15 protein-coding genes are annotated in these 20,318 nt (G+C 65.2%); 6 read left to right on the top strand and 9 right to left on the bottom strand.

Features of this window, described 5'->3' with window-relative positions; all coding sequences use genetic code 11:
* Window positions 1-118 precede the first annotated feature (118 nt).
* The gene (locus AC0L3J_RS02710) at window positions 119-1,120 is read left to right on the top strand and encodes an adenosine kinase (protein WP_473345835.1); all 1,002 of its coding nucleotides are present in this window, start codon (window positions 119-121) and stop codon (window positions 1,118-1,120) included.
* Window positions 1,121-1,252: 132 nt separating this feature from the next.
* Here AC0L3J_RS02710 and AC0L3J_RS02705 read toward each other — a convergent pair whose 3' ends face one another.
* Both AC0L3J_RS02705 and AC0L3J_RS02700 read right to left on the bottom strand, forming a co-directional pair.
* Entirely contained in the window at window positions 1,253-2,947 is a 1,695-nt protein-coding gene (locus AC0L3J_RS02705; RefSeq protein ID WP_473345834.1) for an AMP-binding protein, read from the bottom strand.
* Window positions 2,948-3,026: 79 nt separating this feature from the next.
* Entirely contained in the window at window positions 3,027-4,220 is a 1,194-nt protein-coding gene (locus tag AC0L3J_RS02700; protein ID WP_473345833.1) for a serine hydrolase domain-containing protein, read from the bottom strand.
* Window positions 4,221-4,567: 347 nt separating this feature from the next.
* On the opposite strand from AC0L3J_RS02700, the gene AC0L3J_RS02695 reads away from it, so the two are divergent.
* On the top strand, window positions 4,568-4,888 hold the full coding sequence (locus AC0L3J_RS02695) for a hypothetical protein (RefSeq protein ID WP_007603877.1): 321 nt from the start codon (window positions 4,568-4,570) through the stop codon (window positions 4,886-4,888).
* A 122-nt stretch (window positions 4,889-5,010) separates the two neighbouring features.
* Complete coding sequence (locus AC0L3J_RS02690) at window positions 5,011-6,504, top strand: NAD-dependent succinate-semialdehyde dehydrogenase (RefSeq protein WP_473345832.1); 1,494 nt, start codon at window positions 5,011-5,013, stop codon at window positions 6,502-6,504.
* 119 nt (window positions 6,505-6,623) lie between these two features.
* Here AC0L3J_RS02690 and AC0L3J_RS02685 read toward each other — a convergent pair whose 3' ends face one another.
* From AC0L3J_RS02685 to AC0L3J_RS02675, 3 genes are all read right to left on the bottom strand, one after another.
* Window positions 6,624-8,840, bottom strand: a complete 2,217-nt coding sequence (locus AC0L3J_RS02685) for an SLC26A/SulP transporter family protein (RefSeq protein WP_473345831.1) — start codon at window positions 8,838-8,840, stop codon at window positions 6,624-6,626.
* Between the two features lie 332 nt (window positions 8,841-9,172).
* Window positions 9,173-10,087: a phosphoribosylaminoimidazolesuccinocarboxamide synthase gene (locus AC0L3J_RS02680; protein WP_473345830.1), complete on the bottom strand. Its 915-nt coding sequence runs from the start codon at window positions 10,085-10,087 to the stop codon at window positions 9,173-9,175.
* Window positions 10,088-10,164: 77 nt separating this feature from the next.
* On the bottom strand, window positions 10,165-11,082 hold the full coding sequence (locus tag AC0L3J_RS02675) for a pirin family protein (protein ID WP_473345828.1): 918 nt from the start codon (window positions 11,080-11,082) through the stop codon (window positions 10,165-10,167).
* Window positions 11,083-11,338: 256 nt separating this feature from the next.
* On the opposite strand from AC0L3J_RS02675, the gene AC0L3J_RS02670 reads away from it, so the two are divergent.
* Both AC0L3J_RS02670 and AC0L3J_RS02665 read left to right on the top strand, forming a co-directional pair.
* Window positions 11,339-12,400, top strand: coding sequence for an AraC family transcriptional regulator (locus AC0L3J_RS02670; protein ID WP_473345827.1), 1,062 nt, complete (start codon window positions 11,339-11,341; stop codon window positions 12,398-12,400).
* 144 nt (window positions 12,401-12,544) lie between these two features.
* Window positions 12,545-13,969 (top strand): serine hydrolase domain-containing protein, encoded by a 1,425-nt coding sequence (locus tag AC0L3J_RS02665; RefSeq protein WP_473345825.1) that lies wholly within the window; start codon window positions 12,545-12,547, stop codon window positions 13,967-13,969.
* A gap of 187 nt (window positions 13,970-14,156) precedes the next feature.
* Here AC0L3J_RS02665 and AC0L3J_RS02660 read toward each other — a convergent pair whose 3' ends face one another.
* Window positions 14,157-15,524 carry an MmgE/PrpD family protein gene (locus tag AC0L3J_RS02660; RefSeq protein ID WP_473345823.1) on the bottom strand — a complete coding sequence of 456 codons (1,368 nt, stop codon included), beginning with the start codon at window positions 15,522-15,524 and terminating at the stop codon, window positions 14,157-14,159.
* Window positions 15,525-15,648: 124 nt separating this feature from the next.
* Here AC0L3J_RS02660 and AC0L3J_RS02655 point away from each other — a divergent pair, with 124 nt between their 5' ends.
* The gene (locus AC0L3J_RS02655) at window positions 15,649-16,764 is read left to right on the top strand and encodes an FUSC family protein (RefSeq protein ID WP_473345822.1); all 1,116 of its coding nucleotides are present in this window, start codon (window positions 15,649-15,651) and stop codon (window positions 16,762-16,764) included.
* 1 nt (window position 16,765) lies between these two features.
* Here the strand turns inward: AC0L3J_RS02655 and AC0L3J_RS02650 are convergent, their stop codons facing one another.
* The 3 genes from AC0L3J_RS02650 to murA form a co-directional block, all read right to left on the bottom strand.
* The gene (locus AC0L3J_RS02650; RefSeq protein WP_473345820.1) at window positions 16,766-17,416 is read right to left on the bottom strand and encodes a 2-hydroxychromene-2-carboxylate isomerase; all 651 of its coding nucleotides are present in this window, start codon (window positions 17,414-17,416) and stop codon (window positions 16,766-16,768) included.
* Window positions 17,413-18,807 (bottom strand): MATE family efflux transporter, encoded by a 1,395-nt coding sequence (locus AC0L3J_RS02645; RefSeq protein WP_473345818.1) that lies wholly within the window; start codon window positions 18,805-18,807, stop codon window positions 17,413-17,415. Before AC0L3J_RS02645 ends, AC0L3J_RS02650 begins: the two co-directional genes overlap by 4 nt.
* Before the next feature lie 209 nt (window positions 18,808-19,016).
* The gene (murA, locus tag AC0L3J_RS02640) at window positions 19,017-20,312 is read right to left on the bottom strand and encodes a UDP-N-acetylglucosamine 1-carboxyvinyltransferase (protein WP_247426415.1); all 1,296 of its coding nucleotides are present in this window, start codon (window positions 20,310-20,312) and stop codon (window positions 19,017-19,019) included.
* Between the last annotated feature and the right edge of the window lie 6 nt (window positions 20,313-20,318).

The raw sequence follows: 20,318 nt of genomic DNA, 5'->3' as shown, positions 1-20,318 counted from the left end.
GCATAATACCGTTGCTTGCCCGTGAAGGGCCGGTCGTGATAGGCCGCGAGCCAGATTTCAGACCGACAGGAAGCGGATTTCCGCGGGTATCGCAATCCGCCAAACAGGATCAAGGTGAATGGCTGACGTGAAATATGACGTTCTCGGCATCGGCAACGCGCTGTTCGACGTGCTGGTCAAGACCGACGAAGCCTTCCTGGGCAAGCACGGCATGACCAAGGGCAGCATGTCCCTGATCGACGAGGCGCGGGCCGCCGCCATCTACAAGGACATGGGCCCGGCGACGGAAGTTTCCGGCGGTTCGGCTGCCAACACCATCGTCGGCATCGGCAGCCTCGGGGCCCGCGCCGCCTATGTCGGCAAGGTCAAGGACGACCAGATCGGCAAGCTCTACGTCCACGACATCCGCGCGGCCGGCGTCGCCTTCAACACGCCCGCCGCGAAGGACGGCCCTGCGACCGGCTGCTCCTACATCCTGGTGACCGAGGACGGCGAGCGCACCATGAACACCTATCTCGGCGCTGCGCAGGATCTGTCGCCGGCCGACATCGACCCGGCCGAGATCGCCGCCGCCGGCATCGTCTACCTCGAGGGCTATCTCTGGGACCCCAAGAACGCCAAGGACGCCTTCGTCAAGGCGGCCAAGATCGCCCACGATGCCAAGCGCAAGGTGGCGCTGACATTGTCGGATTCCTTCTGCGTCGATCGTTATCGCGACGAGTTCCTCGGATTGATGCGCAACGGCACTGTCGATATCGTGTTCGCCAACGAGTCCGAGCTGCATTCGCTCTACCAGACTTCCGATTTCGACACCGCGCTCAAGCAGTTGCGCAACGACGTCAATCTCGGCGTGGTCACCCGCAGCGAGAAAGGTTGCGTGGTGGTGACGCCAACTGATGCAGTCGCAGCGCCGGCGTCTCCGATCGCGAAACTCGTGGACACCACCGGCGCCGGCGACCTCTTCGCTGCCGGCTTCCTGTATGGCCTGGCGCGCAGCCTGTCCCACAAGCAATGCGGCGAGCTCGGGGCGCTCGCTGCCGCCGAAGTGATCCAGCACATCGGCGCCCGTCCGCTTGTGTCGTTGAAGGAGCTCGCCGGGCAGCGCGGGCTGACGGTTTAAGGGGGAATAGCCTCATCCTCGCTGTCATCGCCCGGCTTGGCCGGGCGATCCAGTACTCAGAGACGGATGTGATCAATCGAGAGGCTCCGGCGTACTGGATTCCCCGCCTTCGCGGGAATGACGGCAGGGACATCACGCAGTCTTCGCGGCTTTCAGCCCTAGCCGTTGCTCCACGTCGTCGCGCATCAGGAATTTCTGGATCTTTCCGGTCACAGTCATCGGAAACTCGTCGACGAATTCCACATAGCGCGGGATCTTGTTGTGGGCGATCTGGCCGTCGCAGAAGGCGCGCACCTCTTCCATCGTCAGCGTCTCGCCGGACCTGACCCGGATCCAGGCGCAGAGTTCCTCGCCGTAGCGGGTATCCGCAACGCCGAAGATCTGCACGTCCTGAATCTTGGGATGGCGGTACAGAAATTCTTCGATCTCGCGGGGATAGAGGTTCTCGCCGCCGCGGATCACCATGTCCTTGATGCGGCCGACCATGTTGCAATATCCCTGGTCGTCGATGACGGCGATGTCGCCGGTATGCATCCAGCCGTTGGCGTCGAGCACATCGGCGGTCTTCTCCGTCTCCTCCCAATAGCCCAGCATCACGCTGTAGCCGCGGGTGCAGAGCTCGCCCCGTTCGCCGCGCTTGACGATCTTGCCGTCGAGATCGACGATTTTGACCTCGACATGCGGATGGATTCGCCCGACCGTCGAGACGCGGCGATCGAGCGGATCGTCGACGGCGCTCTGGAAGCTGACCGGGCTCGTCTCGGTCATGCCATAGGCGATCGTGACCTCGCCCATGTTCATCTCGCTATTGACGCGCTTCATCACTTCGATCGGGCAGGGTGCACCGGCCATGATGCCGGTGCGCAGCGATGTCAGATCGAAGCTTGAGAATTCGCCGTGGTCGAGTTCGGCGATGAACATCGTCGGCACACCGTACAGCGCGGTGCATTTTTCCTGCTCGATCGTCCGCAGCGTCGCCAGCGGATCAAACCCTTCGCCGGGATAGACCATCGTCGCGCCGAGCGTGACGGAGGCGAGGTTGCCCATGACCATGCCGAAGCAATGATAGAGCGGCACAGGAATGCAGATGCGGTCCTGTTCGGTCAGGCGCATGGCGCGGCCGACGAAATAGCCGTTGTTGAGAATGTTGTGATGGGTCAGCGTCACGCCCTTGGGCGATCCCGTCGTTCCGCTGGTGAACTGAATGTTGACGGCATCGTCGAATTGCAGGGAGGCACCGAGCGCGGCGAGCTGTTCGCGGTGCAGGGGTCCGGCCATGCCGGCGACCTCGTCGAACGGAATCGTGCCCGGACAGGCGGGGCCGCCGATCTGGATCACGATGCGCAAGGCCGGTAGCCGCGCGGCGCGCAATTGCCCGGGCTTGGCGCTTGCAAGCTCCGGCAACAGCGTGTTGAGCATGTCCATGTAGTTGCTGGTCTTGAACGCCGTCGCGGTGACGATGGCGCTGCATCCGACCTTGTGAAGCGCGAATTCCAGCTCGCTCAGCCGGTAAGCCGGATTGATCGTCACCAGGATGAGACCGGCCTTGGCGGCGGCAAACTGGGTCAGCGTCCATTCCGGCCGGTTCAGCGACCAGATGCCGATCCGTTCGCCGCGTTCGAGGCCGAGCGCGACAAAGCCGGCGGCGAGCGCGTCCACCCGCGCGGCAAGCTCCCTCCATGTCCACCTCACGCCGTGGCTGGGCGAGACCAGCGCCTCGCGATCGCCCCAGCGCCGCGCGGCCTGATCGAGGCTGCGCCCAATGGTGTCGCCGAGCAGCGGCGTGTCGGAGATGCCGCAAACGTAACTGTCGGCTTTGTCTGCCAAGATCGTGTCCTCCAGTCAGGTGCGTGGACGGCCGGGACAACAAGCCCGGCCGTCACGCGTCGTGAGAGCTAGGCGCGCCTCAGGCCGCCTTCTGCCCGCTGCCGGCATCGAGTCCGGCATAGACGCCGCGCTCGAAGCCGGCAAAAGCCTCGAGACATTTTGCGTCGGCGAACGGCAGCAGCTGCATCAGGATCACGCCGGTGACGTCGCGCGCCGGGTCGATCCAGTAATAGGTGTTGGCGAGGCCCGCCCAGGCGAGGCTGCCCGCGCTGCGTCCCTCGGCGGTCTTCGCGGTGTTGATCATGAAGCTGAGGCCCCACTTCTTCACCTGCTCCGGATAGAGATCGACGTCGTTGGTGTACATCGGCGCCGCCGTGGTCATCTTGCCCATGGCGAGGTCGCCGATGTGGTTCTGCCCCATCGTCGCGATGGTCTCGGCCTTCAGCACCTGATTGCCGTTACAGCGGCCCTTGTTGAGGATCATCTGGGTGAACCTGATGTAGTCGGCCGCGGTCGAATAAAGGCCGCCGCCACCCATGTGGAATTCCGGCTCCTGCTCGAGCTCGAACGGGATCGCAGCGAGCTGGCCATCCTCGCCGCGCGCATGCATGCCGACGAGGCGCTTGCGCATGTCGGCGGTGATCTTGAAAGCGGTATCGCTCATGCCGAGCGGTGCGAACAGATTGTCGCGCAGATAGGCATCGAGGCGCTTGCCGCTGGCGGCTTCCACGGCCTTGCCGACGAAATCGATATTGGTGCCGTATTCCCAGCGCGTGCCGGGATCGGTCATGATGGGCGTCTTCAACGCCGCGTTCTGGCAGGTGGTGATGGCGGGGATGCCGTTCTTGTCCAGATAGACCGCGAGATCGCCGTTCCACATGTTGTAGCAGAAGCCTGCCGTGTGGGTCATGAGCTGGCGCAGCGTGATCGGCCCCTTGGCCGGCCGCAGCTTGGCCTCGCCCTTGGCATCGAAACCTTCGAGCACCTGCGGCTTGGCGAGATCGGGCAACACCTCGCCGATCGGCGCATCCAGCGACAGCTTGCCTTGCTCGACCAGCTGCATCGCGCCCGCCGATGTCACCGCCTTCGTCATCGATGCGATCCAGAACACGCTGTCGGCGGTCATCGCATCCGGCTTGGACAGGTCGCGTTTGCCGAACGCGCCCTGATACAGCACGTCGGTACCGCTGGCGGCGATGGCGACGACGCCGGGAATCTCCATGGCCTCGCTCTTCTGGCGCAGAATCTGGTCGATCTCAGCTTTGCCCTGCATACGCGTTTCCTCCGGTTTGATTATTGTTGGAAGCGATCGATTGTCCTCCCGCGTGCGCCGCGCGGCAAGCACATCCACGTACCTGCCGCGGTCGCGATGTCGTGACTTGACGGTCGGCTCCCCGCGCACGACGACAAGGCGGCTGAACTACAACACACCGTCACAATCTGCGGTGGATGGCCGCAGCCAGCCGTGACCGTGGATGGGTGCTGGCGATATGTTTCGACTGTTTGACGCACTTGAAACATTTTGTGAGCTGCGGCGTTCAGCTCTCGGCCGATCGACGGCCAACGTTAAGACTTGATGCAAATTTCGCGGCCGCCCACCGGCCGCGAGGGGGACCTCAGATGATTTCGACCTGGAGCGAATGGAAGCGCTATCCCCGTCCCGGACGGGGCGAAAATCTCGAAGCGCCGATCGCGCCCGGGATCTACGAGGTCCGTATCGCCGGCACCGGTGCGCTCTATTCGTTCGGCGCGGTCGACAATCTGGCGCAGGCGCTGGCGCTGCTGCCGGTCGGTTCAAAGTCCTGGTTCGGCCGCCGCAACGCATCCGACGTCCCTGATCTCGAATACCGGACCTGCGCGACCTCCTCGAAGGCCGACGCCAAGGCCGCCGCCGAGCGCATGATCGGGCGGCGCGAGACCTATCTGAGCGGCGCGGCGTAAGTCCGCCGCTCCGAGCCTGGCTCCCAGCAGATGTGCGTTGCGGGACGGTGCATTGCGCGCCGCTTCTCCCTATATTCCGGCCGAACCGGAACAGCCCGCAAAAGCCCCTTGGGAGTAACGCCATGACCCCGACCGCCGCCGCACGTGCTCAGCACGCCACGTCCAATCTGCGCGACCGGTTGAAGGACCCGTCGCTGCTGAAGGAGGCCTGCTACATCGACGGCGCCTGGGTCGGCTCGCCGGTCTTCGCCGTCAACAATCCCGCGACCGGCGTCGAGCTCGCAAAGGTTCCGCAGCTTTCGGCCGATGACGCCACCAAGGCGGTCGAGGCCGCCGAACGCGCCTTCCCGGCCTGGGCCAAGCACACCGCCAAGCAGCGCTCCAATATCTTGCGCAAATGGTTCGAGCTGATCATCGCCAATCGCGAGGACCTCGCGCTGATTCTCACCTCCGAGCAGGGCAAGCCGCTCGCCGAAGCGCTCGGCGAGGTCGACATCGGCGGCGCCTATGTCGAATTTTTCGCCGAGGAGGCCCGCCGCGTTTATGGCGAGACCATTCCGACGCAGCGGCCGGATGCGCGCTTGCTCGCGATCAAGCAGCCGATCGGTGTCTGCGGCGCCATCACGCCGTGGAATTTCCCGAACTCGATGATCACGCGAAAGGTTTCGCCGGCGCTTGCGGCCGGGTGCACCGTGGTGCTGAAGCCCGCCAATGAAACGCCGCTGTCGGCGCTGGCGCTTGCCGCGCTCGCGGAGAGAGCCGGCGTGCCCAAGGGTGTGTTCAACATCGTCACCGGCGATGCAGCGCCGATCGGCAAGGTGCTGTGCGAGCATCCGGCCGTGCGCTTCGTCGGCTTCACCGGCTCGACCGCGGTCGGCAAGATTCTCTACCGGCAGGCCTCCGTCGGCGTGAAGCGGCTCGGGCTCGAGCTCGGCGGCAACGCGCCGTTCGTGGTGTTCGACGACGCCGATATCGATGCGGCGGTCGAAGGCGCCATCGTCTCGAAATACCGCAACATGGGCCAGACCTGCGTCTGCGCTAACCGCATCTACGCCCAGGACAAGATCTACGACGAGTTCGTGCAGAAGCTGTCGAAGAAGGTCGCGGCGATGAAGATCGGCGACGGCACGGAAACCGGCGTCACGCAGGGCCCGCTGATCAATTTGAAGGCGGTCGGCAAGGTCGAGCGCCACATCGCCGATGCCGTCAAGCGGGGTGCCAAGGTCGTCACCGGCGGCAAGCGCAGCGAGCTCGGGCGCTCGTTCTTCGAGCCGACGGTCCTTTCCGACGTCACGCCGGACTCGCTGGTGGCGCAGGAGGAAACCTTCGGCCCGCTCGCACCGGTGATCCGCTTCAAGGACGAGGCCGACGTGATCGCGATGTGCAACGCCTCGCCGTTCGGGCTCGCCTCCTACTTCTACTCCCGCGATCTCGGCCGCGTCTGGCGAGTCGCCGAGGCGCTGGAGTCGGGGATGGTCGGCGTCAACACCGGCCTGATCACCACCGAAGTCGCACCCTTCGGCGGCGTCAAGGAAAGCGGCCTCGGCCGCGAAGGCTCGCATCACGGCATGGAAGAATATGTCGAGATCAAATACGTGATGATGGCGGGGGTTTAGGTCGCCGTCATTCCTCCACGTCATTGCGAGCGAAGCGAAGCAATCCAGAATCTTTCCACCGAGACAGTCTGGATTGCTTCGTCGCAAGAGCTCCTCGCAATGACGAAGCTACGGCCTCGCTACCGTCGCAGCACCGCGATCGTCCGGTTCGCAAAGGTCAGCCGCTCCGCCATTACCGACACGAAATAGGTCAGCAGCTTGTGGCTGAGCGCGGGATCCTCGGTCTTGATGGCGTCGAACTGATGCGTATTCAACACGTAGAGCACGCTGTCGACTTCGGCCTGGATCGTCGCGCTGCGCGGTGTCTGTGACACCAGCCCCATCTCGCCGATCGTGGTGTAGCGGCCGAGGCTGCGCACGCGCGTGGTGCGGTCGTCGTCGGCCGGAATCATGATGCCGACGCGCCCGTCGAGGATGAAATGCATGGAATCGGCGGGATCGCCGGCCTGCACGATGACCTCGCCGGCTTCGACCTCGATGCGCTGGCAGCGGCGGATCAGCTCGTCGGCGCCATCCTCGCTGCCGAGCATTCGCGTGAACCAGTCGCGCAGGCTGGCTTCTTCCTGCGCCAGCTCCTGATGCTGCGAGATGAGCTCGTTCTCGCACCATTCCAGCGCGCGATCGAGCTCGGGGATGATGGTGACGCCCTCGCCGACGAAGTCGCTGGAGCGCAGCACCTTCTCGGCCGCAGCCGACAGGTGCACCAGGATCAGCTCGACGCCGAGTTCGCCGGCGCTGCGCTTGATCTGGGCAAAGCTATAGGCGGCCGATGAATCCACGCCGGTGACGAGCTTGAAGTCGAACAGCAGATAGCGGCATTCGGGGCGCTCCTGAAGCAGTCGCTTGACGTGCTGGTAGAGCCGGTTGGCGGAGCCGAAGAACAGATAGCTCTGGAGATTGAGGCCCTGGATCTTGCCGCCATGGGCCAGCAGCACGTCCTGGTCGTCGCGCGAGCGGTCGAGCGAGGAGCGGTACTCCGAGCCGTCGAAACTGTACTTGATCGACTCCACCCGCGCGGCGCTGAATGCAAACGTCGCGCAGCCGATGATGACGCCGATCAGGATGCCCGGAACGAAACCCCAGGCGACGATGATCGCGATGATGGCGATCAGCGACAGATATTCCAGCTTCGACAGCCGCTTGCGCGACTCGATGATCCATTTGTGCAGCTGGTCGGCGCCGAGATAGAGCAACAGGCCGCCGAGCACGAATTTGGGGATGAAGCCGAGCAGCTCGGGTGCGACGGCGAGCACCAGCAGCGACAGCGCTGCGGCGGTGAGGCCGGACAGGCGCCCGCGGCCGCCGCTGGAGAAATTAAGCATCGAGCGGCTGGTCGAGCTGCAGCCGGGGTAGCCGCCCAGCATGCCAGTCAGGATATTGGCGGCACCGGTGACGTTCAGCTCACACTCCAGATTGGCTTCGCGATGCGTGGCCACCTCGATCCCGGTGGTGTTGAACAGCGTACTGGAGGCCGTGACGAAGATGACCGCGACGACGTTGCCGAGCAGGTCCGGTATGACAAACCAGGGATAGCGGGCGAGATCGTCGGTGTGCCAGGGCAGCACGAAGACCGCTTGCGGTGGGGACTGAAAGGTCCAGCCCAATGTGTGCGCCTCATCGAAGGAAACGCCGGTGATCCAGAACGCCAGATGCGCGGTGAGCACGCCGCCGACCAGGATGATCGGCAGTCCGAACGGGCTGCGCGAGCGGTGCCAGGTGAGATACAGCACCAGCGCCATCGCGCAGGCGGCACCCAGCTCCAGCAGGATGGTGCGGTTGGCGAAGTGCGACAGTGTCGCCAGTTGCAGCGGGTGGTCGGTGATCACCCGGACCGCACCCATGACGATGAGAAGTCCGGTTGCGCCCAGGAAGCCGCCGACCACCGGATAAGGCACGTAGCGGATGGCGCGGCCAAGCCGCGTCAGGCCCAGCCCACACAGCACCAAGCCTGTCAGCATCGTCGACAGGCCGAGCGTGATCAGGATCGGTGACAGCAACGGCGCCGACAGGTGCGCCGTCTCGATGCGTTCGACCACTGAGGCCGCCAGGATTCCCGTCACCGCCGCGGTCGAGCTGTCGGGGGCTGCAATCGCGAAGGGCAGGGAGCTGCCGAGCCCGACGACGGCCGCAAGCACCGCGGAGCTGACGAAAGTGGCCGTGATGCCGTAGGACAGATAGGGCGACAACGGCCCCGCGAAGATCAGCAGCGAGTAGGACAGACCGAACGTGACGGTCAGGACGCTGGCGGCGCTCCCGCCCAATATATCAGTCAGCGCACGTTTGAGGGCCGGAGTGAGCCCGGCCGACGGAGTGAAGCCAATTGCTGGATCTGTCACGCCGTAACACTCGCTCGTGAATATTCCGCTTCCGAGAGGTAGACGACTCGGACGGTAGCGCAACAAGTTTCTTTCAAATGTGGAGTACCCTACACTGGGAGCATTCGGTGGGGATGCGGTCCACGGCGTGCGAACGGCCAATCATGCGCAGCAGGCGGATGGAGAGCCACCGAGCAGGCACACATACTCGGTGTCGTCCCGGCGAAGGCCGGGACCCATACCCCCACGGAGATGTGTGGCGAAGATCGGTTGTTCGGGATTAGAACCGTCAGCGATCGATAGACCTCGCGGTATGGGTCCCGGCCTTCGCCGGGACGACGATAAAACCTGCGCTAGATCTTGAGTTCGCTCCCCGTCACCCGGCGATATGCTTCCAGATACCGCTTGCTGGTCGCGTCCACCACGCTTGCGGGCAAAGGCGGCGGCGGGGCGTCGCCGTTCCAGCGGCCGGCGCGGCGCTCGACGTCGAGATAGTCGCGCAAGGGCTGCTTGTCGAAGCTCGCCTGCGGCTGGCCCGGCTTGTAGGCGTCGACGGCCCAGAACCGCGAACTATCCGGCGTCATGACTTCGTCGATCAGGATGATGCGGCCGTCCTTGTCGCGGCCGAATTCGAACTTGGTGTCGGCGATAATGATGCCCTGCTCGCGGGCGAGCTCCTCGCCGAGCGTGTAGATCGCGCGGGTCATGCTCTCCAGCGTGTAGGCCGTCTCGTCGCCGACGACCTCGCGCATTTTCGCGACGGTGATGTTCTCGTCATGGCCGGTCTCGGCCTTGGTCGCCGGGCTGAAGATCGAAGGCTCCAGCTTCTCGCTCTCGACCAGACCCGCCTTCAGCCTCTCGCCGGCCAGTGTGCCGCTTGCTGCATATTCCTTCCAGGCCGAGCCCGAGAGATAACCGCGGATCACGCATTCGATCGGAAATACCGTGGTGCGGCGGCACAGCATGGCGCGGCCGAGAATTTCGGCGCGATGCGGCTTCAACGCCGGCACGGCGGCGATGATCTCGTCAGTGTCGGCGCTGATCATGTGATGCGGCACCACGCCTTCGAGCTCGTTGAACCAGAAGGCGCTGATTTGCGTCAGCACCGCGCCCTTCATCGGGATGGTCTCGCCCATCACGACGTCGAAGGCGCTGATGCGATCGGTGGTGACGAGCAGCAGACGGTCGTCGTCGACGGCGTAGATATCGCGCACCTTGCCGCGCCCGATCTTGGGCAGGGGCAGGTCGCTGGAGAGCATGGCGGTCATCGGCAGAACTTTCGGAGCAAGGCCTTGCGACGGGACATCCGGCCGCGCCTGATCGCGCGACCGGAAACCGGGATAGCCTATTCCGGCAGCGGAATGAACTCATGTTCCTGCGGAACCGCAGCGAAGCGGCCGGTTTTCCAGTCCTGCTTGGCCTGCTCGATCCGCTCCTTGCTGGAGGAGACGAAATTCCACCAGATGTGGCGCGGACCCTCCAGGGCGTCGCCGCCCAGAAACATCATCCGCGTGGCCTTGAGCGCCTTCACCGTGATGCGGTCGCCCGGGCGGAAGATCAGCAGTCGCGGCCCTTCGTAGCGCTCGTTCGCGATCTCGACCTCGCCGTCGACGACGTAGATGGCGCGCTCCTCATGATCGGGATCGAGCGGCACGGTCGCGCCTGCCACCGCCGTGACCTCGGTATAGAACCAGGGCGACACCATCGTAACAGGCGAGGTGACGCCGAAGGACGAGCCCGCGATCACCTTCGCGGTGAAGTCGCGCTCGGTGACCATCGGCAGGTCACCCGCGCCGTAGTGCTGGAATGACGGGGCGATTTCTTCCGATCCTGCCGGCAGCGCGATCCAGCTTTGCAGGCCCAGCATCTTCTGCCCCGCGGCGCGTTGTACATCCGGCGTGCGCTCGGAATGCGCGATGCCGCGGCCAGCCGTCATCAAATTCATCGCGCCGGGCTGGATCTCCTGGATGTTGCCCTCGCTGTCGCGATGCATGATCGCGCCGTCAAACAGATAGGTGACGGTGGCAAGCCCGATATGTGGATGCGGCCGCACGTCCATGCCCTTGCCGGAGACGAACTGCACCGGCCCGAAATGGTCGAAGAAGATGAAGGGTCCGACCATCTGCCGCTTGCCATGCGGCAGCGCGCGCCGCACCGCGAAGCCGTCGCCGAGATCGCGCGTGCGCGGCACGATGACGAGATCGAGCGCATCGCAGGACATGGGATCGCCGAGGACGGGATCGTTCGAGGGTTGCCAGCTCATGGTAAAACTCCGTCTGAATTGCTTGGGCTCGATACTAGCAGGATTCCGCGCCAGCGTCGCGGCTAAGCCCGCTGTCACGCCCCGCGAAGGCGGGGCATCCAGTACGCCACGTCCACTCGGCTCGATCACTGCCGTCTCGGAGTACTGGATCGTCCGGTCAAGCCGGACGATGACAGCTGTGGTGCGGATGGTGCTTGAAAAAATCAACCCGACGGACGATGTTCGGCTCGCTCATACCGATCAGCCACAGCATCTGATGACGTCAGCCGCCCTTGAACTCGCATTCCGCGCCGCTTCTGTGGCGTTGCTATTAGTGCTGGCGGCATCGCTTGTCAGCGATTTCCGCACTGTGCTGGCAGCCCGGCTCGGTGCGGCCTTTGCTCTCGGCTCGGCCGCGCATGCTGTGAGCTATTCTGTCGGAACATCATCGCTGGTCCCGGCATGGCATGCGCCGCTGATCGCGGTGTCGACCGGCAATATCGTGGTGTTCTGGCTGTTCACGCGCGCGCTGTTCGACGACGAGTTTCGCCTGCACCGCTGGCACGGATTGACCTGGGGGCTGGTGACAGCCTTCAGCTTCGTCAGCTGTCTCTGGATCGCACCCGGCGGACATGTCCGGTTCGCGGTCACCGCGGTGAACCTGATCGTGCTCGGCTTCATTGCGCTCGCGATCATGCAGACGATCGCCTCATGGTCGGCCGATCTGGTCGAGCGCCGCCGCCGTGTTCGCGTCTTCATCGTCTGTGCTGCCGCGCTCTATGGCGGATTGAACGCGCTGCTCCAGATCCTTGTCGTCGGCAGTGACATCGGCGACGTCGCCAACACCATCAATACCGGCGTGCTCGCCGGCATAGTCGCGGCCATCGCTTATGCAATGATGCGCGTCGACGGCGCCGACCTGTTTCCGGCTGCCGCGGAGGCTGCGCCGGTCATTGCAGCGAGCCAGCCTGTGGGCGAGGACGCCGCCGACCAAAAGCTCATCGACGCCCTGATGCGGCTGATGGCGGACGAGCGGATCTATCGCCAGGAGAACATCAGCATCGGCGTGCTGGCGGCTCGGCTGAAAATTCCCGAATACCGGCTGCGCCGGCTGATTAACCAGAGGCTCGGCTACCGCAATTTCAATGTGTTCCTGAACAATCACCGGATCGAGGAGGCCAAGGCCGCGCTGGCCGATCCCGCCCAGGCCGAGGTCCCCGTCATCACCATCGCGATGGATTCCGGCTTCCAGTCGCTCGGCCCGTTCAACCGCGCCTTCAAGGCCGTGACCGGCGTGACGCCGACGGAATATCGGCGGCTCAAGGTGAATGCCGTCTAAGCTTTAGGGCACTGTAATATCTAGGTTATTTTGGAATCGGCGAGCGTCTCGCGGATTTAGCTATGCCGTTTTCCAAATCCGGCGAGCGGGCATCGCGTGAATGCCGCTTCGTCTCCGGCACGCGTCTCAAGCCGGAGCAAGCCCGTGACCCGCCGCAAGATTGTCCTTCTCGCCACCACCATCGCCTTTGCCGGCCTCGCGCTCGGCGCGGTTCGCGCTCATGACGTGCCCAGGGTCGCCACCGGCTTCATCGCCGACGTGCTCTGTTCCGAGACGTTTGTCTCGGGCCTCGATGTCAGGCGCAATCAGATCGAGACCGTTGATGCGATGCCGGGCGCCGGTCTGCTGACCTGGGCGATGGACTATCAGGTCGATCGCGCACGCAAGGACGTCACGGTGACGCTGTTCGGCATTGGCCGCAGCCATGCCGTCTATCGCGAGGGCCTCGGCTGTACGCTCGAGCACGGCGCTGAGATCGCCGACCTCAGGCTGCCGCCTGATGACAGGCAGCCGGCGTTGTTGCCCGAGATCGCCGGCCCCGCGCTCGTGTCGCCACAGAGCCCGGAGCTGTCAGCCGCGCTCGATCGCGCCTTCGCCGAGCCGACTTCGTTGCCATATCGCCGAACCCGCGCGATCGTCATCATGAAGTCGGGCCGCATCATCGCCGAGCGTTATGCGGACGGCATCGGACCGGAGACGCCGCTGCTCGGTTTCTCCATGACCAAGTCCGTGATCTCGGCTCTCACCGGGATCCTCGTGCGTCAGGGCAGACTGAAGCTCGACGGGCCCGCACCGGTTGCCGCCTGGACAAATCCGGACGATCCGCGTCACGCCATCAGCGTCGATCAATTGCTGCGCCACACCGCCGGCCTTGCGCTCGGCAGCTCGCTTCAGGCCTCGCTCGGCTCCGCGTTCGAGCCGGTCAATCGCATGAAATTCACCGAAGACGACATGGCCGCTTATGCCGCGAGCATGCCGCTTGCGACCGCGCCGGGCACCGTGTGGAATTATCACGATGGCAACACCATCCTGCTCGCGCATCTGATCCGCAACGCTGCCGGCGGCAATCCTGCGGATGCGCTGGCCTTCGCGCGCCGCGAATTGTTCGCGCCGCTCGGCATGCGACACGTCACGCTCCAGCTCGACGGCGCCGGCACGATCAAGGGGTCGAGCGAGATGCTCGCATCCGCGCGCGACTGGGCGCGCTTCGGCCAGCTCTATCTCAACGATGGCGTCGCCGGCGGCCGGCGCATCCTGCCCGAGGGTTGGGTGAATTACTCGGCGTCGGCGACGCCCAATGCATGGGTCGGCATCGGCGCCGGCTTCTGGACCAACCACGGCGACAGCTTTGGCGCGACCTTTCGCGTCGAGCACGGCTGGCCGCGCGATGCCTTCTTCGCCAAGGGCACGATCGGGCAATACACGATCGTGGTTCCGTCGGAGCGTCTGGTGATCGTGCGGTTAGGACGTTCGCCGAACTGGCCGCCGGAAGCGGACGGTGTGTTCGATCTGGTGCGGGATGTGATTGCAGCAACGCGCGAGAAGGGAAAGGTGGCGGGGGTAAATTGAGGTGCTCTCTTCCCTTCTCCCCTTGTGGGAGAAGGTGGCGCGAAGCGCCGGATGAGGGGTATGCTTCTGCGAATGCAATTGTGAGAGGTGTGCTCGCGGAGAGAACCCCTCACCCGTCTCGCCGCTGCGCGGCGAGCCACCCTCTCCCACAAGGGGCGAGGGTGCAGCATTCGTGTGGCGAGAGCTACTACCTCCCCAGCTCCGTCGCCTTCGCCACGCGGTCGAACCGCTCCAGCGTCATGATCGCGTCCGCGAATTTCTCCGCGCGCGCATTCAACACCGGGCGGGCGAGCGTCAAGAACTTCTGCTGCATCGCCTGCGCATCCGGGAACGAGGTCGGCTCTCCCGATGGATCGGCATAGAGCCGCTCATGCACGCCGTCGTCCGTCGTGATGCTCACGCGCGCGCCGAACGGATGGGTGCGGCCGATCTCGAGGCGATCGTCCTGCACCACGTCGAACTTGTCGGCGAGCGCGTCGATGGCGGCGTCCCCAAGGCGGGTGTAGTCGTCCCAGCCAAATGAGCCCTGGTCGAGCGCGAGCGCGCCGGTGAAGAACATCGAGAACTGGCCGCCGACGATCGAGGTCGGGTGGCGCTTGGTCGCGGCGTCGCCGGTGAGCGTGATGCCGTTGCGATGCAGGCCGATCTCGACGCGCTTGACCTGGTCGGGCGTCAGATTGTGCTCGCGCCGCATCGCGATCAGGGCGTCGATCGCGGCGTGGGTATAGCGGCAGCTCGGATACGGTTTGACGCCGATCTTCATGGTCTCGTAGGTCTTGCCGAGCTCGGCGACCGCCTTGTCGGGATGCGCATCGTCGGTGTAGCCGGCGAGCAGGCCGTGCTTGCCCTCGACCGATTCCGTCGCGCCGACGAAGTCGTTGCGCGCCAGCGTCGCGGCGATCACCCCGTTCATCGCGGCGGCGCCGACCTGGTAGCGCTTGTTCCAGGCGCCGTTGACCAGGAATTGCAGCGAGCCCGCGGCCTGGCTGCCGGCGACGCCGAAGGCGGCGATGAGCTGTTGCTCGGAGAGGCCGAACAGTTTGCCAGCGGCCGCGGCTGCGCCATAGGTGCCGGCGGTGGCGGTCGGATGAAAGCCGCGGGCATAATGCGAGGTCGGGTCGAGTGCGTTGCCAAGCCGGCAGCAGACCTCATAGCCCGCAACGATCGCGGTCAGCACGTCGCGCCCGGAGGCGCCGACCATCTCGCCGATGGCGAAGGCGGCCGGAACCACCGGCGCGCTCGGGTGCAGCGAGGAGTCCGCATGGGTGTCGTCGAAGTCGAGGGAATGGCCGAGCGCGCCGTTGAGCAGTGCCGCGACCGCCGGGGTCCAGGTCTTGGTGTCGCCGAACACGGTGGATTCGCCCTTGGTGTCGAGCGCAAGGGCCTCCAGCATCTTCAGGATCGAGGGGGTCGATTCCGCTTCGCTGCGGGCCCGGATGGCGCTGCCGAGGAAGTCCAGCGTCAGCACTTTGGCCCGATCCAGCACTTCCGCCGGAATATCCTGGAATTTCAGGTTGGCGACATAGGCGGCGAGCGTTGCGGTTTCGTGAGCCATCGTGTTTCCTCGTTTTGGCGCGCAAGTTAGGCGGGCTGATTTGGCCTTTCAAGCGGCCTCGGGGCCGCGGGCATCAGCTATGCTTTTGGCTGGCTTTGCGAGGATCGGACCGGGATACGCGACCATGGCATTCGCAGGAAAGCTGTTCGACCGGGTCTGGTCGCGAAAGACCCAATTGGGGTTGGCGATCCGGGTCACGGTGGCGGCCACCGGCGCCTACGCGCTCGCCACTGCGCTGCATCTGTTGTTGCCGCTCTGGGCCGTCCTCACCTCCATCATCGTGACCCAGATGAGCGTCGGGCGCTCGCTGAAGGCGACACGCGACTACATGCTCGGCACCATCGGCGGCGCGGTCTATGGCGGCGCCATCGCGATCCTGATCCCCTATTCCGGCGAACTGGGGCTGCTGGGTCTGCTGGTGCTGGCCGTGGCGCCGCTTGCCTTTGTCGCATCGATCTATCCGAATCTGAGCTCTGCAACGGTGACGGCCGTGATCGTGCTCGTGCTTCCGTCGATGCATCATGCCGATCCCATGGCCTCGGCGATCGATCGCGTCAGCGAAGTCGCGGTCGGCGCGGTGACGGGGCTGCTGGTCTCGTTCCTGGTGCTGCCATCGCGCGCTGTGCGGCAAATCCGCGCCAGCGCGGCAAAACTGCTCGAACTGATCGCGGAGGCCTTCACCGAATTGCTCGCGGGCCTGACGCGCGGCCGGGACAACGACGCGCTGCATCGGATTCAGGACGGTATCGGCACCGCAATGGTCGGCATGAATACCATTGGCGCCGAAGCCGAGCGCGAGCGCTCTGCGCGATTGTCGAGCGGGCCGGACACCGGCCCGTTGTTGCGCACGATCTTGCGGCTGCGCCATGACGTCGTGATGATCGGCCGCTCGACCGTGGTGCCGCTGCCGGCTGAGGTGCAGACGCGGCTTGCCGCGCCGCTGACGGAAGTCTCGACCGTGATCGCGCGCTTCCTGCGTTCGGCGGCCGCGGCGTTGCGCGAAGGCGCCGGCGCGCCGCCGATCCACCCCGTGCATGTCGCGCTCCAGCATTATGCCGAGGCGGTCGCGGCTGTGCGCCAGGACGGCCTGATCCGTGGCCAGCCCAGCGACACCGCGGAGCGCTTCTTCGCACTCGGCTTTTCGCTGGAGCAGATGCACCAGAATCTCTGCGACCTCGATCGCGTCGTCGGCGAATGGTCGGAGGCCGCGACCGACAAGCCCGCGCGCTTGGCGGAGTGAGCTAGCGCCGCGTCAGGCCCTTGCCTTGCATGCGCCAGACCAGCAAATCGATGCGGTCCTGGCCGAAGAACGGCTCGTTCTCGAACACGAAGGTCGGCACGCCCCAATGGCCGGAGGCGGCGTGGTCCTTCTCGTTCTCGGTGATCACCTGCTCGTAGCGATCCGGGTCGGCTTTGATTGCGGCATCCATTGCGGCGAGATCGAAGCCGGCCTTGTCGGCCGCGCGCGCGAGATGATCGCCTTCGTTCCAGCCCGCCACCGAGCCGTCCCACAGCACGCGGGCGATCGCGTCGGTGAATGCGAGCGAGCGTCCCTCGAGCTGCGCCATGGCACCCAGCCGGGTCAGGCGGTGGATGTAGGGCTGCTCGGCCGCGACGTCGAATGTCGTCTTGTCCTGCACGATCGGGTCGGGCCTCGGAAAGCGGAACGGAATGCCCTCGTGCTGCGCCACGCGCGTGCTGTCGAGCACCACATAGCGAATGAAGTTCGGGCTCGCCTTCTTGAAAAATCCGGGCACACGGACGGCAAGCGGATAGACCGGCCGCAAATTCACCGCCAGATCGTAGATTTCGACGAGCTTCAGCGTCTTGGGTAGCGCCAAATAGCTGAACGGGCTGCGAAAGGAATAGAAGAGGTCGACGGAAAGCGTCATCCCGCCAGTCTGCGCGTCAGCATCCGGAAGCGCAAGATCAGAAGTCCGGCATAGACGAACGATCCGATCGACAATCCGATCCAGACACCGACCGCGCCGAGATCGGCGTGAAAAGCGAGCCACCAGGCGATCGGAAAGCCCACGCACCAATAGCCGATCGCGGCGAATGCCAATGTCATCCTGGTGTCGTTGATGCCGCGCAGCGCGCCGCCCATGATGGTCTGGATGGCATCGGCGATGAAGAAGGTCGCGCCGACCAGCAGCAGCGTTGCGGTCAGCTGGACGGTCGCCATGCTCGCCTCGCCGCTGCCGAAGAACAGCCGTCCGAGCTGATAGCGGCCGAGAATGATCGCAACGGTCAGCGCCGAGACGAACGCGATCCCGATCACGGCTGCGACGAGACCCGCGCGCTTCACCGCGAGCGGCTCACCGCGGCCGAAGGCGTGGCCGACCCGCACGGTGGCCGCCATGCCGATGCCGAGCGGGACCATGAACAGCACGGCGGTGACCTGGAGCGCGATCTGATGCGCCGCGAGCGCCGTGGTCGAGATCAACCCCATCAGCAGCGCCGCCGAAGAGAACAGGCCGTATTCCAGCAGCAGCGAGAATGAGATCGGGGCGCCGATCGCGATGAGCTTGCGCATCAGGGGCCAGTCGATCCGCCAGAGATGGGCAAGCGGATGATAGTCCGCGAACGGTTGGCGCAGCCCGGCAATGGCGAGCGTGGCGACGAACGTGCCGAGATTGACGATGGTGGTCGCAAGCCCCGCGCCGAACAGGCCGAGCTCCGGCAGGCCGAACAGACCGTGGATCAGGACGTAGACCAGCGCGGCATTGACGGGGATCGCCGCGAGCGTGATCCACAGCGGGGCCTGCGGCCGGTTCACCGCGCTCATCATGCTGCGTAGCGCGATGAAGCCGAGCGCCGGCGCGATGCCCCAGGCGAGGCCATTCAGATAGCGCTGGGCGAGCGCGGCCGAGTGCGGCGCCTGACCGAGTGCAACCAGGATGTGCTCGCCATAGAGCGGCGAGGCCATCATCGGCAGCGAGATCAGCAACGCGACCCACAAGCCGACCCGCAACGAGCGGCGGATGCGCCTGATATCGCTAGCTCCAAAGGCCTGCGCGACCAGCGGCGACACCGCCGCCATCAATCCGAGCCCGAACGTGAAGCTGACGAAATAGACCGTATGCGCCAGCGCTGCCGCTGCGACCGCGCTCTCGCCGAGCCGGCCGATCAGCGCGAGATCGGTCGTGATCATCGCGATCTGCCCGAGCTGCGTCAGCATCATCGGCACGGCCAGCCGCAGCGTCTCGACGAATTCGTCGGCGAGAAGATTTGGCGGCGCGCCGGCTTGCGGCTGCGAACGAGGCTGGACGGTGTCGAGCATGGCCGGGTCAATAGCACAGCCGGGCGACGAAAACATGGCCTCGGCTTCTTCCCCTCTCCCCTTGTGGGAGAGGGTGGCTCGCCGCGAAGCGGCGAGACGGGTGAGGGGTTCTCTCGGCGAATCCAGCTCTCATTTGGATTCGCGGAGAGAACCCCTCATCCGGCGCTTCGCGCCACCTTCTCCCACAAGGGGAGAAGGGAAGAAAACTCTCACCCCTTCCGTTCCGGCACGCGCCTGATCTTCGCGCCGAGCGCATTCAGCCGTTCGTCGATGCGCTCGTAGCCGCGCTCGATCTGGTCGGCGTTGTTGATCGTGGAGGTGCCCTCGGCGCAGACGGCCGCGAGCAACATGGCCATTCCGGCGCGAATGTCGGGTGAGGTCATCGTCGCGCCGTGCAGCCGGCTTGGACCGGCGATGATGGCGCGATGCGGGTCGCACAGCACGATGCGCGCGCCCATCGCGATCAGCTTGTCGACGAAGAACATCCGCGATTCGAACATCTTCTCGAACATCAGGATCACGCCCTCGCATTGCGTGGCGGTGACGATCGCGATCGACATCAGATCGGCCGGGAAGGCCGGCCAGGGCTGGTCTTCCAGCTTCGGCACGTGGCCGCCAAAATCGTCCTGGATCTTCAGCGTCTGGTTCGAGGGCACGATGAGATCGTCGCCCTCGATGCGGCAGACGATGCCGAGCCGCTCGAATCCCATGCGGATCGAGCGCAGGTGCTCGACGCCGGCGCGCACGATGCGAAGCGGCGAACGCGTGACGGCAGCAAGTCCGATCAGCGAGCCGACCTCGATATGGTCGGGCTGGATCCGGTAGGTCGCCCCGCCCAGCGTCGCCGGACCGTGCACGATCATGGTGTTGGTGCCGATGCCCTCGATGCCTGCGCCGAGCGCGACCAGGAAGTTGGCGAGGTCCTGCACATGCGGCTCGGACGCGGCGTTGCGCAAATAGGTGGTGCCTTCGGCGGCGACGGCTGCGACCAGCGCGTTCTCGGTCGCGGTCACGCTGGGCTCGTCCAGGAACACGTCGGCGCCGGTCAGTTTCGAAGCGCGGAATTCGAGCCGGTCGGTCGCCGTGACCTTGGCTCCCAATTGCTCGAGCGCAAGCACATGCGTGTCGAGCCTGCGGCGGCCGATGACGTCGCCGCCGGGCGGCGGCAGCATCACTTCGCCGCAGCGGGCGAGCAGGGGGCCCGCGAGCAGGATCGAGGCGCGGATGCGCACGCATAGCTCAGGATCGAGATCGGCGGCGCGGATGCTCTTGGCGTGAATATGAAGCGTGTTGCGGGCGGTCCATTCGGCCGCAGCACCAACCGAGCGGATCAGCTCGACCAGCGTCTCGGTGTCGCGGATCCGCGGCACGTTTTCCAGCGTCACCGGATGCTCGGTGAGCAGGGCTGCCGCGATGATCGGCAGGGCCGCATTCTTGTTGCCGGACGGCTCGATCGAGCCCGAGAGCCGGTGACCGCCCTCGACGATGTACTGGATGGGCGCCACGGGGTC

The sequence above is a fragment of the Bradyrhizobium sp. Kon37 genome (assembly GCF_055807535.1).
The sequence above is the reverse complement of the archived record's forward strand: the minus strand, read 5'-3'. Positions and strand labels throughout refer to the sequence as shown.